Annotated in this window: 11 protein-coding genes and 1 riboswitch; of the genes, 8 read left to right on the top strand and 3 right to left on the bottom strand. The window is 38.2% G+C overall.

The genetic code is table 11. The features are described 5' to 3' along the window. Window positions 1-125: 125 nt before the first annotated feature. Entirely contained in the window at window positions 126-1,106 is a 981-nt protein-coding gene (locus tag I6N90_RS01645) for a tRNA dihydrouridine synthase (RefSeq protein ID WP_197933776.1), read from the bottom strand. Window positions 1,107-1,670: 564 nt separating this feature from the next. Beyond that, window positions 1,671-1,805 carry a helix-hairpin-helix domain-containing protein gene (locus I6N90_RS25365; RefSeq protein WP_442950926.1) on the bottom strand — a complete coding sequence of 45 codons (135 nt, stop codon included), beginning with the start codon at window positions 1,803-1,805 and terminating at the stop codon, window positions 1,671-1,673. Between the two features lie 989 nt (window positions 1,806-2,794). On the opposite strand from I6N90_RS25365, the gene I6N90_RS01640 reads away from it, so the two are divergent. The 5 genes from I6N90_RS01640 to I6N90_RS01620 are packed head-to-tail and all read left to right on the top strand — an operon-like array spanning window position 2,795 to window position 10,341. Continuing rightward, window positions 2,795-3,010, top strand: a complete 216-nt coding sequence (locus I6N90_RS01640; RefSeq protein WP_197933775.1) for a helix-turn-helix domain-containing protein — start codon at window positions 2,795-2,797, stop codon at window positions 3,008-3,010. A 60-nt stretch (window positions 3,011-3,070) separates the two neighbouring features. Beyond that, entirely contained in the window at window positions 3,071-6,079 is a 3,009-nt protein-coding gene (locus tag I6N90_RS01635) for a type I restriction endonuclease subunit R (RefSeq protein WP_197933774.1), read from the top strand. After that, window positions 6,072-7,277, top strand: coding sequence for a restriction endonuclease subunit S (locus I6N90_RS01630; RefSeq protein WP_197933773.1), 1,206 nt, complete (start codon window positions 6,072-6,074; stop codon window positions 7,275-7,277). The genes I6N90_RS01635 and I6N90_RS01630 overlap by 8 nt, the downstream gene beginning before the upstream one ends. Next, on the top strand, window positions 7,274-8,575 hold the full coding sequence (locus tag I6N90_RS01625) for an AAA family ATPase (protein ID WP_197933772.1): 1,302 nt from the start codon (window positions 7,274-7,276) through the stop codon (window positions 8,573-8,575). Before I6N90_RS01630 ends, I6N90_RS01625 begins: the two co-directional genes overlap by 4 nt. Window positions 8,576-8,586: 11 nt before the next feature. Beyond that, window positions 8,587-10,341 carry a type I restriction-modification system subunit M gene (locus I6N90_RS01620; RefSeq protein ID WP_197933771.1) on the top strand — a complete coding sequence of 585 codons (1,755 nt, stop codon included), beginning with the start codon at window positions 8,587-8,589 and terminating at the stop codon, window positions 10,339-10,341. A 400-nt stretch (window positions 10,342-10,741) separates the two neighbouring features. On the opposite strand, the gene I6N90_RS01615 is transcribed toward I6N90_RS01620, so the two are convergent. Then, window positions 10,742-10,975, bottom strand: coding sequence for a hypothetical protein (locus I6N90_RS01615; protein ID WP_197933770.1), 234 nt, complete (start codon window positions 10,973-10,975; stop codon window positions 10,742-10,744). 199 nt (window positions 10,976-11,174) lie between these two features. Then, a riboswitch (cobalamin riboswitch) is annotated at window positions 11,175-11,398 on the top strand. A gap of 167 nt (window positions 11,399-11,565) precedes the next feature. On the opposite strand from I6N90_RS01615, the gene I6N90_RS01610 reads away from it, so the two are divergent. The 3 genes from I6N90_RS01610 to I6N90_RS01600 are packed head-to-tail and all read left to right on the top strand — an operon-like array spanning window position 11,566 to window position 14,390. Then, the gene (locus tag I6N90_RS01610) at window positions 11,566-12,570 is read left to right on the top strand and encodes an ABC transporter substrate-binding protein (protein WP_197933769.1); all 1,005 of its coding nucleotides are present in this window, start codon (window positions 11,566-11,568) and stop codon (window positions 12,568-12,570) included. Window positions 12,571-12,573: 3 nt separating this feature from the next. After that, window positions 12,574-13,611: a FecCD family ABC transporter permease gene (locus I6N90_RS01605; protein WP_197933768.1), complete on the top strand. Its 1,038-nt coding sequence runs from the start codon at window positions 12,574-12,576 to the stop codon at window positions 13,609-13,611. Further along, window positions 13,611-14,390: an ABC transporter ATP-binding protein gene (locus I6N90_RS01600; protein WP_232242488.1), complete on the top strand. Its 780-nt coding sequence runs from the start codon at window positions 13,611-13,613 to the stop codon at window positions 14,388-14,390. Before I6N90_RS01605 ends, I6N90_RS01600 begins: the two co-directional genes overlap by 1 nt. The last annotated feature ends 8 nt before the right edge of the window (window positions 14,391-14,398 follow it).

Here is a 14,398-nt window from a genome sequence, read left to right as displayed (position 1 = left end):
TAGAAGGAGTCGTATAGCAGTGGATAAGAGTTTCATTTAGAATAAAAAAATTGCTTAAAAAGACTTGTTTTCACAACAAGTCTTTTTAAGCATGCACAGGTCGGTATCATTCAATCTAATTCAATCTAATTCTCTAATTCTTGATCTAAAAAAGGTTGTACTAAACGACGTACTTCATCTGTTGACTTGCTATCCATTAATTGGATTCTTAGTTCGTTTGCGCCTCTAAATCCACGAACATATATTTTGAAAAAGCGAAGAAGTGGTTTAAATGATCGTGGCTGGGTTTCTGTTGAATATTTATCGTGAAGATCCAACTGTAAAAGAAGTAAATTGAGAAACTCCTTCGCACTATGTTCTTTAGGTTCTTTTTCAAAAGCAAATGGATTGGTAAAAATGCCGCGGCCAATCATAACGCCATCAACGCCGTATTGTTCTACTAATTTTAATCCTGTTGCGCGATCAGGAATATCTCCATTAATGGTTAACAACGTATTTGGAGCAATTTCATCACGTAATTTTTTGATTTCAGGGATTAGTTCCCAGTGTGCATCTACTTTACTCATTTCTTTTTTTGTACGAAGGTGAATGGAAAGATTCGCAATATCTTGTTTCAATATATGTGCTAACCAATCGCGCCACTCATCAATCTCATAGTACCCCAATCTTGTTTTAACACTAACTGGTAATCCACCTGCTTTGGCTGCTTGAATAATTTCTGCCGCAACTTCAGGATGTCGTATTAATCCAGCACCTTTTCCATTTGACGAGACGTTTTGTACGGGGCATCCCATGTTTAAATCGATACCACGAAAACCAAGTTTTTTCATATCAATACTCATCTGTTCAAACAATGCTGGCTTATTGCCCCAAATATGAGCGACAATCGGTTGCTCATCTTTTGTGAACGTTAACCGACCACGAGTACTGGCTCTTCCTACAGGGTTACAATAACTATCTGTACTTGTGAATTCCGTGAAAAAAACGTCAGGTTTTGCAGCTTCACTAATGACGTGACGAAAAACAACATCTGTCACATCTTCCATCGGTGCTAATATGAAAAAAGGCTTTGGTAAATCAAGCCAAAAATTTTGTTCATTACTCATACAATTTCCTCCTGTTGCTACATATAAAAACGAGATAAGTTATAGCAAAGTTCTTTATCCATCATAAATAGTATCATGTTTTGGCGTTTGATGCACAGAATCAATTGTGTGAGTGACAGGCATCAATTAATGTAAGAGCATTTTTGCTGTCTGTTACCCACACACATCAAACTTGATGATGTTGAATTTGAATGTAGTACATGTTCATCGTCAGTGATTCTGATAAGAAAAGTAATCGGCATTTTCTCGCATACGAAACATATGATTTGATAATTCCATGACCACATTTTTACCACTAACACTGCAAACATATCATAATGACAATGAAATTTAGGACTGATTTTTCAGGGGGTTCGGATAGTAAACCTATGATAAGACCTAAAATACAAAAAAATCACCTAATATCATGGGCGGCATTAAGTGAACCGATTTCGATGGTTTCCCAGACAAGTACCATGTTTTGCTATTAAGAAACATGCATACGAAATGCTCTTTATTGAGATCTGTGAAGATTGGAGCCATGAACTTATGAACATCCTCCGGTGATTTAATCTGATTAATTGGTTATAAGGTTAAGGAGATTGTGCGATCGATTCTAAGTGCTGCTACAATATGCCGTGCTTTTGCTTTTCCAATTCCTTTGAAAATAGTTAGCTCAGACTCATCGGCATGAAGCAAATCCTTCGGGGTGGGGAACATTGAAATGAGCTGTTATACAACATAGCTGTTGTGGTTCTCACGAATGAGATTACTGACTAATGTTATATAGTCGGCGGACTGGCGATGTAGCATAGATAGATTCCTCCGTTCATGATATTGGGATGTGAAGGTAAAAGAAAGATCTGAACACAGGATACGTCAAGTACTTTGTGGTCGATGTCCCGAAAGTTGGCTTTGTAGCCTGGAATGACCATGTCGACCTAGTTTTAATTGGTTTCTTAATCACTTCCCAATCGAGCCAGTCAGCTTGCAATGCTTCATCCGAACTGAGTGTGTGTTCAACCTGATTTCCGAGCCTGTGCCACGGGACTTCCCTAACGTAAAACATGGTCTCGATGTTGTGTACCATCAGTAATCATCTCCTGAAGGAATAATGATAGATTTCACTACTGAAAACATTAATGGGCAGTTTTGATCTAACTCATTGATATAATATAGAGCTGAATAAAAGGACTTTTCGAAGTAAAAAAGTTTGAGTCTAGTAGATTAATCCAGAGCGAACTAAACCATCGTTCCGGTGAAAGTGAGCTAGGTCTCTGGGGTTTTTGAGCAACCATCCGGATGAGGTGAGCCAGTTAAAGAAGTCTCCAAAGGGGAAAAGCAGGAAGAAATCCCGCTGCACCCCTTCACTCGCCGTGCTGCAGCTCCAGCAGTACCTGATGGAGGAATGTAAGTATGAAGGAGATTAACAACGCAAGTTAAGGATGAAATGAACGCTTCGCGGCCTTAACTTGCTTACTTCCGCATGGCTCCCATCACTGTAGAGGATCACTTTCTGCGAAGACCTGGCTTACTCATGACCGGAATGGCGGCTCTATTTCATCAAAATATTCATTTAAGCATTGTTCAACTGATTTATCTTAAGGAGTGTTTTTCATTTGTACATATTATTACTAGCTTCTCACAAAAAGCTATAGCTTGTGATATAATTTATTGTGGTTAGTTATGCAATAACGAGGTGATTCTAAATGAAGTTAAGCGATGCGATTAAAAAAGTGCGTTTGGAGCTGTGTTTGTCTCAAGAGGGGCTTGCGCGTGAGCTTCATGTTGGATTTACATCTGTGAACAGATGGGAGAATAATCATACAAGGCCGAATCAAATAGCCCGTCATGCTTTAATAGAGCTTTGTAAGAATAAAAACATTAGTCCTGAGCTGATTGAACTACTCATCAAAACAAAGTAGGCATTGCATATTGAATAGGGCTTCGGATACTACTATTTTATATTATGAGGAGGTTTAGGTATGAAATCCGAAAGACAAATAGAGGTCGAATTTATTGAAAAGCTTCGAGAATTAAAATACACATATCGGGAAGACATTCGAGACAAGGTGGCACTTGAAGCTAATTTCAAAAAGCATTTTGAAAGACTAAATCGTGTAAAGTTAAGCGATTCTGAATTTACACGCCTAAGAGATAGTATTGTTACTGCAGATGTGTTCACAGCAGCCAAAACTTTACGAGAAATCAACACCTTCAAGCGTGATGATGACACGCCACTACAGTACACCATTGTAAATATTAAAGACTGGTGTAAAAATGAATTTGAAGTTATAAATCAGTTGCGCATTAACACGGATAATAGCAATCATCGTTATGATATTATTATCCTTATTAATGGTGTTCCTGTTGTTCAGGTTGAGCTGAAATCGCTGCAAATTACACCTAAAAAGGCAATGGAGCAAATAGTAGAATATAAAAATGACCCGGGCAATGGTTATACAAACTCATTGCTTTGCTTTATGCAGCTTTTTATTGTGAGCAATGAGAGTAACACATATTATTTCGCCAACAATCACAAGGAGCACTTTTGTTTCAACGCAGACGAGCGCTTTTTGCCGATTTATCAGATGGCAGACGAGGACAATAATAAAATTACTCATCTTCATGATTTTTCTGATAAGTTTTTGCTAAAATGTACTCTCGGACAATTAATAAGCCGTTACATGGTACTTGTGGTAAGTGAGCAGAAGTTGATGATTATGCGTCCTTATCAGATTTACGCTGTTAAGGCAATAATGGATTGCATCGATCAGAATCGTGGCAACGGATATATTTGGCATACTACCGGAAGCGGTAAAACACTTACATCATTTAAAACATCAACCCTGTTGAAAGACAATCCTGAAATTGAGAAGTGTCTATTTGTTGTTGACAGAAAAGACCTTGATAGACAAACTCGACTGGAATTCAATAAATTTCAAGAAGGATGCGTTGAAGAGAACACAAATACAGAAAGTTTGGTTAAGCGTCTTACTTCGGATGATTATCGTGACAAAGTTATTGTTACCACAATTCAAAAACTTGGTCTTGCTCTTGATGAGGATAGCAAGCGTAACCAAGAGAAAAAGAAAAGGGGCGAACCTACCTACAAGGACCGCTTGGCAAAGCTCACCGATAAACGTATTGCTATTATTTTCGATGAATGTCATCGCTCACAGTTTGGCGATAATCATGAAGCAATTAAAAACTTTTTCCCGAAAGCACAGCTTTTTGGATTTACTGGAACACCAATATTTGAAGAAAACGCAACATATAAGCAAATTGATGGTGAAGTTAAAACTCTTATCACAACAAAAGATGTTTTTGAAAAAGAACTGCATGCTTATACCATAACGAATGCCATTGATGACCGTAATGTGCTTCGTTTTCACATCGATTATTTTATGCCGGAAGATGTCTACAGAGCAGCAAAGGTCTCTGACACTGCTAGTAAAAAAGCAATTGCCGAAGCAATACTATCAAAACACGATGCCGCTACTAATGGTAGACGTTACAATGCGATTTTTGCTACAGCTTCTATCAACGATGCAATAGAATACTTTGAAATCTTCAAGTTGTTGAAAGGGAAAGGCAAAAAGAATGAGGCCGATAGCTTTGAGCCATTGAATATTGCCAGTGTTTTCTCTCCACCAGCTGAAGGAAACAAAGATGTTAAGCAGTTACAAGAAGACCTACAGCAGGAAAAAGCGGATAACGAACAAGAACCCGATAAGAAAAAAGCTGCACTTAAAATTATCATTGATGACTATAACCTGCAGTACGGCACAAATCATAGCATAAACGAATTCGATTTGTATTATCAAGATGTGCAAAAACGCATTAAAGACCAAAAGCATCCTAATTCCGACTATCCTCATGCAAACAAAATTGATATAACTATTGTGGTGGATATGCTGTTAACCGGATTTGATTCCAAATATCTAAATACCTTATACGTTGATAAAAATTTAAAACAACATAGTTTAATTCAAGCATTTTCAAGAACAAACCGTGTTTTGAACGACACTAAGCCTTACGGAAATATTCTTGATTTTAAAGGGCAAGAAAAAGAAGTAGATCAAGCAATTGCGCTGTTCTCTGGAAAAGAAAACAGTAGCAGGGCAAAAGAAATTTGGCTTGTTGATCCGGCTCCTGTTGTGGTTGAAAAGCTAGATAAGGCGGTTGCTGAGCTTGAAAAGTTTATGGAATCACAGGGCTTAGAATGCAAGCCTGAACAAGTAAACAATCTTAAGGGTAATGCCGCACGAGGTGAATTTATCAATAAATTTAAGGAAGTCCAGCGCCTTAAAACGCAGCTTGACCAATATACAGATATAAAGGAAGAGCATGTGACAAAAATTGAAGAATTGTTTCCGGAGGATACTTTGCGTGCGTTCCGTGGTGTATATATTGAAACTGCTCAAATGCTAAAAGCACAGCAAGGCAAAGATATTAAGGATAAAGACCCTGTGGTCGAAGAGCTCGATTTTGAGTTTGTTCTATTTTCCTCTGCCATAATTGATTATGACTACATCATGTCACTAATTTCGAGATATACACAACCGGATGTGCCTAAAAAAGAAAAAATGAGCCGTGAGCAGCTCATTAGTTTGCTCTGTTCTAATTCAAATATGATGGAAGAACGTGAGGATATTATTGCTTATATCAGCTCCTTAGAGGCTGGGAAAGGGTTGGATGAAAAGGAAATAAAGACCGGATACCAAAAATTTAAGGAAGAAAAAGCAGTGATAGAAATGGAATCAATTGCAAAAAAACACGGTATTGAACCTACAGCGTTACAAGTACTTGTAGAAGAAATTATAGGGCGCATGATTTTTGACGGTGAAAAACTAAGCGATTTGTTAGAGCCGCTGGAGCTAGGCTGGAGAGATAGGACTAAGAAAGAGCTAGAATTGATGGATGATTTAATTCCGCTACTGAGAAAGCTTGCAGACGGACGAGTGATTGTGGGGCTGAATGCGTATGAATAAGAAAGATAAAGTAACTTTGGTACCGGAACTAAGGTTTCCAGAATTTAAAGACAAAGGCGCGATTATCCTTGAAAATGGAAATGAAATATTTGAATCAATAAGTAATAAAAATCATAACTCCGATCTTCCTATTTTGGCTATAACGCAGGAATATGGAGCAATTCCAAGAGATCAGATTGATTATAATGTGTCGGTAACGGATAAGAGTCTTGAAAGTTACAAGGTTGTCGAGATAGGAGACTTTATCATTAGTTTAAGGTCTTTTCAAGGCGGCATAGAATATTCTGTGTATCATGGTATTTGCAGCCCGGCTTATATTATTTTACGCGAAAAAACTCCAATAGTGGAACAATACTACAAGTATTATTTTAAAACAAATAAGTTTATACAAGATCTAAACAAAGACCTAGAAGGCATAAGAGATGGTAAGATGGTGAGCTATAGTCAATTTTCATCTATACTATTACCTAAACCGGAAAACAAAGAACAACAAAAAGTCGCTGATTGCCTATCTTCCCTTGATGACCTTATCACCACAGAAGATAAAAAGCTTGAGGCTCTTAAAACGCATAAAAAAGGCTTAATGCAAAAGTTATTCCCCACCGAGGGTGAAACTGTTCCCGAATGGCGATTTCCGGAGTTTAGGGGTAGTGGCGAGTGGGAAATCAGCCGATTGAATGAAGTATGCGAAAACTTAGATTCAAGAAGGATTCCAATAGCAGAAAAAGACAGAAAAAAAGGTTCCACGCCTTATTTTGGTGCGTCAGGTATTATCGATTATGTTAATGGCTTTATTTTTGACGAAATATTGTTGTGTGTGTCGGAAGATGGAGCAAACTTAGTTGCTCGCACATATCCTGTTGCATTTAGCATTTCAGGAAAAAGCTGGGTAAACAATCATGCCCATGTGCTTAAATTTGAAAATAACTTTACGCAAGTTTTAGTGGAAAGCTATTTGAATAGCATTGACTTGGGCGAGTTTCTTACTGGTATGGCCCAACCTAAATTAAATAGATCAAAACTGGATGTTATACCAATTCCACTTCCTAAAGAAAAAGAACAACAAAAAATTGCTGATTGCCTATCTGCCTTGGACACTCTTATAACCGTACAAGTAGAAAAAAATGAAACTCTGAAATTGCACAAAAGAGGGTTAATGCAAGGGCTGTTCTCTTCTGTTGAGGAGGCGAGAGAATGAGTTACAATGTTCCTTCGAAAATAGCCAAAGAATCCTTTATGGAAATGATTCTTAAGAAATTGAATAATGATAAATTCAGCCACTACAAAAAAATTTTAAATGATAATTACAAATGCCCAAGGAGTTCGGAAGAATATACCTTGATAGAAAACTTATCCGATGAATTGCTTGCAAAATTGGACTTTGTACTTAAAAGGATCGGATATAATCCATTTGATACAATTAAAAATGTTGCCGAATATTTTAGGATGCTGTTAGATGAAAAGAAGAACATTGTACTGTTTGCGTATAACGGTACAGGGAAGACGAGGCTTTCCGTAGAGTTTAAATCATTAGGTCAACAGTTACTTGGTGATACGGGAGAAAAAACAGCTGATACATTATACTACAATGCATTTACTGAAGATCTTTTTTATTGGGATAATGATTTAGATAATGATACCGAACGATTATTAAAGTTAAATAGTAACTCTAGATTTTTTGCAGGACTAAATGAATTAGAAATGGAGAGCAGAATTCGTCCATTGCTCCATCGATATGTCGATTTTGATTTTACTATTAATTATGAGACATGGGCAATTAGCTTTTCCAGAAATGTACTAACTTCGGGGACTACTAATAGAATTGATAATATAAAAATATCTCGCGGCGAGGAAAACATCTTTGTTTGGTGTTTTTTCCTTGCTGTTGTGCAGTTGGTAGTGGATAAAGTAGAGTCGTATAATTGGGTAAAGTATATCTATGTCGATGATCCTATTTCTTCTTTGGATGACAACAATGTTATTGCCGTTGCAAGTCATTTGGCTCAATTAATGAGTGGAAATGATATTAAAGTAATTGTTTCATCTCATCATACTTTGTTTTTTAATGTTTTATGTAATGAAATTAATAGAGCAGAACAATTATTTTTACAGAAAAACACCAAAAGTGGTACCTATATACTTAAAGACACCACTAAAACACCTTTCTTTCATCATGTTGCATTGTTGAAGGAATTGAAAAAAGCGTCTGATTCAGGTGAACTATATACGTATCACTTTAATATTCTTAGAAATATATTAGAAAAAACAGCATCTTTTCATGGCTATGCACACTTTTCTTCCTGCATAAGACAGGGTGCGGAGGAGGATGAACCTGTCCATACAAGACTGGTTAATATTATCAACCATGGGGGCTATTCTTTATTTGACCCTAAAGAAATGGTTGAAGAAAACAAAGAACACTTTAAAAACATACTAAATAATTTTTTAGATGAATATAATTTTAATAAAAAACTATTTGAAGATGGTCAAGTTTAGGAGGAACTAGAATGAAAGATACACAACAAAAACAATTAGGTGCTACCCTGTGGGGTATCGCCGATAAACTGCGCGGTGCTATGAATGCGGATGACTTCCGTGATTATATGTTGTCCTTTCTCTTCTTGCGCTATCTTTCTGATAAATATGAGGAAGCTGCAAAAAAAGAGCTAGGAAGCGATTATTTGCGCTGTGAAGAGGAAATTAAAAGAATCTTTATTGCCGGCAAGCAAAATGAGGCAATTAACTTGATAAAGGAACGAGCAGCGGATTATTTCAGCAAACAACAACTAGAAGACAATGCAAAAAATATGATAATGGAAGAGCATCTTGCATCATTAGAAAGTGAAAAGTTAACACCTCTTATGGTTTGGTATAATGATAATTTAGACCAAGTGTCTACATTTGAAAAACAAATGCGCCGTAAGGTTCATTTTGTAATCAAGCCACACTATCTCTGGAGCAATATATATGAATTGGCGCGCACACAAAATAAGTATCTTTTGAAAAACTTGCAAGCAGGCTTCAAGTTTATTGAAAACGAATCTTTTGATAGTACATTTCGTGGTTTATTCTCCGAGGTTAATCTTGACTCTGATAAACTTGGGAGGAATTATGAATCTCGCAATACAATGCTGTGTTCAATTATAACTGAAATTGCCGAGGGGCTTTCTGAATTCCCTACCGAAAGTGATATCTTAGGCGATGCCTATGAATACTTAATAGGGCAATTCGCAGCGGGTTCAGGTAAAAAAGCGGGGGAGTTTTATACGCCCCAGCAAATTTCAACCATCCTTTCTCGCATAGTTACTCTTGACAGCCAAGACCCAAGCACAGGCAAAAAGAAGCAACTCAAAAACGTGCTTGACTTTGCGTGTGGTTCCGGATCACTTCTAATTAATGTTAGAAAGCAGCTTGGTGCTAATAGTATCGGCCAGATATACGGACAGGAAAAGAATATCACGACTTATAACCTTGCTCGTATGAATATGCTTCTGCATGGGCTTAAAGATTCTGAGTTTAAAATATTTCATGGAGATTCACTGCTAAATGATTGGGACATTCTCAATGAAATGAACCCAGCAAAAAAGTTGGTATGTGATGCGGTAGTAGCCAATCCACCTTTCAGCTACCGTTGGGAGCCTAATGATACTCTGGCAGAGGATTTCCGCTTTAAAAGCTACGGACTTGCACCAAAATCAGCGGCCGACTTTGCATTTTTACTTCATGGATTTCACTTTTTAAGTGATGAGGGAACAATGGCAATTATCTTGCCTCATGGTGTTCTATTCCGTGGTGGCGCAGAAGCGAAAATTAGAACAAAGCTACTCAAGGATGGTAATATTGATACGATTATTGGTTTACCGGCTAACCTGTTTTTCTCAACAGGTATTCCGGTTTGTATACTTGTGCTTAAAAAATGCAAAAAATTTGATGACGTGCTGTTTATCAACGCAAGTGAGTACTACGACAGGGGTAAACGGCAAAATGTTCTTTTGCCGGAACATATCGATAAAATAGTTGACACATATCAATACCGAATAGAAGATGACAAAAAGTATTCTCGCCGCGTCTCCATGGAAGAAATCGAGAAGAACGACTATAATCTGAATATTTCACGATATGTGAGTACGGCTGGAGAAGAAGAAATTATCAACCTTGCAGATGTGAAAAAGAATTTGGATGAAATCGAGGATACTATTAGCAAGGCAAAGGCTACGCACAACCAATTTTTAAAAGAGCTTGGTTTACTTGAGTTACCATAAAGCGAAGAGGTTGTATCAGGTTCCGAAGCTGCTCTTCCGTCTATAATATCATGTGTGCTCCCCGACCACTTTGAATCTATTTTAGTAGGTTTGAGAGTTTACACAAAGTATTTTACAGACTCGGTATATCTAAAAGTCACTTAATAGATAGCTTCTTTGCTACTGAGTAATACGACGATTGGGCAGAATACGTGTTACTTTTTGGTGTTTCGTCCCCAGTTCTAAAAACAACTGATTGCAAGAAAATTGATTTTATGCAATATTAAGCGGCTATAACACATGCCTCGGCAATGAGGTCTCTTCCCGTGGACAAAGGATGCAGTCAATGTTTTAATTAATATAGCAAAGACCACTACTTAATTACTCTAAGGAGTGGTCTTTTTGTCGTTTGAATATTTTATCAACCGACTAACTCTACTTCACCGTCATTAAATTCTTGTACGATAAGCTGTTTACCTCCGTCAAACTCACGTTGAGTTTTCTCTGAATCTACAAATGAAGGCGTTACGTTAAACAGCCAAACTAACAAACAAATAGCAATGACGAAAGTAAACATAAGTCCAAAGAAGGCCAGTTTACTTATATGGCTGGGTGTTTCAGGTTGTGTGGCTGCTATCGCTAACATATCCCCCATACATAAACCCCCATGTTATGAAATATTAAATCATCAATTGAAGCTCTCCATTACCTATGCTACATTGAGCTCTTCCTATGACTTTTAAAATATGACAATGGAATTTTTTGTTGAAATATATTGGACAAATGAAGGAAACGAGTGTATTATAACTACTGATCATTTTTATAATTAAACTGGTGTCGAAACGAGTTTGTAGTGATTGATATTTACAAAATGTCATCATTAAATCTATTTCGTTTGGACTTAATAGGGAAGTCGGTGAAATTCCGGCACGGACCCGCCACTGTGAGGAGAGCAGCACAAGCTTTAGAGGAGCTAATGTGCAGCTATCGTCGTTGCAACATGTCACTGAGTATTTACTCGGGAAGACGCAATTGACGTTATCCAAGTCAGGAAACCTGCCTGTTTAATAGAACGCTAGACCTACGTGGACTTAGGGTGGTGTTGGAAAAGCTTATTTTCGCTACAATTAGTAGCGTATTTAGGAAGCATTTCCGGCACATTTGCCGGGGATGCTTTTTTTTTTGTGGGAAACGTTACCGTTTCTTGCCTGCAGTTCCATACATAACTTAGGAGTGGATGAACGAATGAAGGCTAATCGAATGACGACAATGAAAACAATAATGAGTATTCTCCTCATTATGATGATGATGTTCCTCGCAGCTTGCGGTGGCAACACAGCGAAAGAAGGCAATAAGGAAGCTGGTACCCCTTCAGCAACTGCTACAACTTCACCATCACCTGAAGCAACCAAAGCACCAGAAACAGCTGAAACGATATATCCATTAACGGTTAAAGATGCTACTGGTACGGAAGTTACATTTGAAAAGGCGCCAACTGCAATTGTTACTCTTGTAGCCAGTGAAACAGAAACGATTTTTGCTGTTGGAGCAGGTGCTAACGTTGTTGGAGTGGATCAGTGGAGCAACTATCCAGAAGCAGCATTGTCGATTGCAAAGATTGGCGATATGACAACGAATATTGAAGCAGTTACTGCACTTAATCCAGATCTAATTTTAGCAAACTCTTCAATGAACACAGATGCGATCGCAAAGCTGCGTGAGCTGAATTTGAACGTATATGCTTCTGATCCGAAAACATATGACGCTGTTATCGCTAAAGTTGAAGAAATCGGTAAAATCGTTAATAAACAAGCTGAAGCTAATAAAGTTGCAACTCATATGAATGAAGTGAAAACGAAAGTAACGGATGCAGTAAAAGATGCACAGAAGAAAAAGGTATATCTAGAGTTTTCACCAGGCTGGACAGTTGGTTCTGGAGAATTTTTGGACGAGCTATTGACTCTAGCAGGTGGGCAAAATATTGCTGCTGCCGGCAAGGGATGGTTTGAAGTAAATGCGGAAGATGTGATTACACAAAATCCACAAGTCATCATTTATCCAAACATGGGTGAAGCGAAAAACTCTATCTTAACTGGAATTGAAGCACGTCCAGGCTGGGAAGTTATCGATGCTGTGAAGAACAAGCAATTGTTCGAGGTTACGCAAGATCCACTTGTACGTGTAGGTCCTCGTCTTGCTGATGGTTTGCTTGAGATGGCAAAAGTTATTCACCCTGAGCTTATTAAATAAGCTATGAATATCAAAATGTTGACGTATGGAGGAGCAGCTTTGCTCCTTCTTGCTGTTTCTATGATCGCAAGTTTGTCCATTGGATCTGCTGGCATTTCCTTTTTGGATGTGTGGGGAATATTGCTTCATCAATTGCCTTGGGTTTCAGATACTTCACATCATTGGTCAAATGGTGAAGTAGCAGTCGTTACCCAAGTCAGATTATCGCGCGTCCTGCTAGCTGTATTGGTAGGTGCATGTCTTGCACTAGCTGGTGCAGGTTTTCAAGGAATTTTGCGCAATCCGCTTGCTGACCCCTATACACTTGGAGTAGCCTCAGGTAGTTCAGTGGGAGCTGCTTTTATTATTTTATTCGGACTGCAATTAGCGATTGGAATATGGACAATTCCACTTGTTGCATTCGGAACAGGTATTGTAACGTTATTTGCTGTTATTTGGTTATCCCGTTCAAATGGTGCGATGCATATTGAGACGATTATTTTATCGGGCGTCATTATTCAATCTTTCCTAGGTGCATTTGTATCGCTGATGGTTTCGATGTCACAAGGAGTCGTTAACCAAATTTTGTTCTGGATTATGGGTTCGCTTGCACTGAAAAGTTGGGATCATGTTTATATGGTCATACCTTTTCTTTGTATTGGTCTCCCTGTTTTACTTTATTACAGTCAGCCATTAAATCTATTTGTACTTGGAGAGCGACATGCTGCTCATCTTGGTGTAAGAGTGGAGAGGACAAAACTTGTCGTTCTCATTATCTCTACATTACTCACTGCAGCGGCAGTATCCGTTTCAGGAGTCATTGGATTTGTAGGACTTGTTGTTCCACATGTAATACGAACTATTGTTGGTCCTGATTATCGTTTTATCATACCTTTGTCAGCAATAGGCGGAGGAATATTTATGTTGTGGGCTGATACGTTGTCTAGAACGGCACTAAGTCCTAGAGAGCTACCATTAGGCGTTGTTACTGCTTTGATCGGAGCACCATTCTTTGCTTATTTGCTACATCGTCGTAGGAAGCTTGAAGGGAGTATAAAGTAATGATGCTCGAAGCACAATCGATTTCGCAAACTGTGCAGGGAAACCCCGTCTTACATCATATCTCACTTCGTTTTGATGAAGGACGATTCTACGGTATTATTGGACCTAATGGGGTAGGGAAGTCAACGCTCCTTCATATTCTTACTGGAACAGACGTACCGTCAACAGGCAACGTTCTTCTAGATGGAAAAAGATTGCCTGATCTCCCTCGTAAAACGTTAGCACGCCAAATGGCTGTTCTCCAGCAAGGAGGTCTTCCGCCCGTTGGCTTTTCGGTAAGAGAGGTAGTAGGGATGGGAAGGTATCCTTATCAAAATTGGTTAGGTGGAGAAGTGGAGGACGACCAGCCTATTATAGACGAGGCGTTAGCTGTAATGGGACTGATTGATCTTCAATCTCGTAAGCTGCATCAATTAAGTGGTGGTGAACGGCAACGGGTAGCACTTGCGAAGTTAATGGTTCAGAAACCGGAAATATTATTACTAGATGAACCAACGACTTATTTGGATATTGGTTATCAGATCGGATTGCTCGATACCGTTCGTGCATGGCAACAGAAGCAAGGATTACTTGTTATTGCTGTTTTACATGATTTGAATCTTGCAGCTTTATATTGTGATGAGATTATTGCTTTGCATGAAGGAACTGTAGCAGCAGTAGGAACACCAGAAGAAGTAATTGTACCTGAAATAATTGATCACATTTACAATACAAAAACAATTATGATTAAACATCCACTTACAGGAGTGCCACAACTAATCCTACAACCGGGAATATAGCATTTTGT

The sequence above is a fragment of the Paenibacillus sp. GSMTC-2017 genome (assembly GCF_016019935.1).
GTDB lineage: Bacteria > Bacillota > Bacilli > Paenibacillales > Paenibacillaceae > Pristimantibacillus.
The sequence above is the reverse complement of the archived record's forward strand: the minus strand, read 5'-3'. Positions and strand labels throughout refer to the sequence as shown.

Coding starts and splice junctions, on each gene's coding strand:
- I6N90_RS01625 (WP_197933772.1), top strand. CDS start 7,274: ATGAGTTACAATGTTCCTTCGAAAATAGCCAAAGAATCCTTTATGGAA.
- I6N90_RS01605 (WP_197933768.1), top strand. CDS start 12,574: ATGAATATCAAAATGTTGACGTATGGAGGAGCAGCTTTGCTCCTTCTT.
- I6N90_RS01610 (WP_197933769.1), top strand. CDS start 11,566: ATGAAGGCTAATCGAATGACGACAATGAAAACAATAATGAGTATTCTC.
- I6N90_RS01645 (WP_197933776.1), bottom strand. CDS start 1,106: ATGAGTAATGAACAAAATTTTTGGCTTGATTTACCAAAGCCTTTTTTC.
- I6N90_RS01615 (WP_197933770.1), bottom strand. CDS start 10,975: ATGGGGGATATGTTAGCGATAGCAGCCACACAACCTGAAACACCCAGC.
- I6N90_RS01620 (WP_197933771.1), top strand. CDS start 8,587: ATGAAAGATACACAACAAAAACAATTAGGTGCTACCCTGTGGGGTATC.
- I6N90_RS25365 (WP_442950926.1), bottom strand. CDS start 1,805: ATGTTCCCCACCCCGAAGGATTTGCTTCATGCCGATGAGTCTGAGCTA.
- I6N90_RS01600 (WP_232242488.1), top strand. CDS start 13,611: ATGATGCTCGAAGCACAATCGATTTCGCAAACTGTGCAGGGAAACCCC.
- I6N90_RS01640 (WP_197933775.1), top strand. CDS start 2,795: ATGAAGTTAAGCGATGCGATTAAAAAAGTGCGTTTGGAGCTGTGTTTG.
- I6N90_RS01630 (WP_197933773.1), top strand. CDS start 6,072: ATGAATAAGAAAGATAAAGTAACTTTGGTACCGGAACTAAGGTTTCCA.
- I6N90_RS01635 (WP_197933774.1), top strand. CDS start 3,071: ATGAAATCCGAAAGACAAATAGAGGTCGAATTTATTGAAAAGCTTCGA.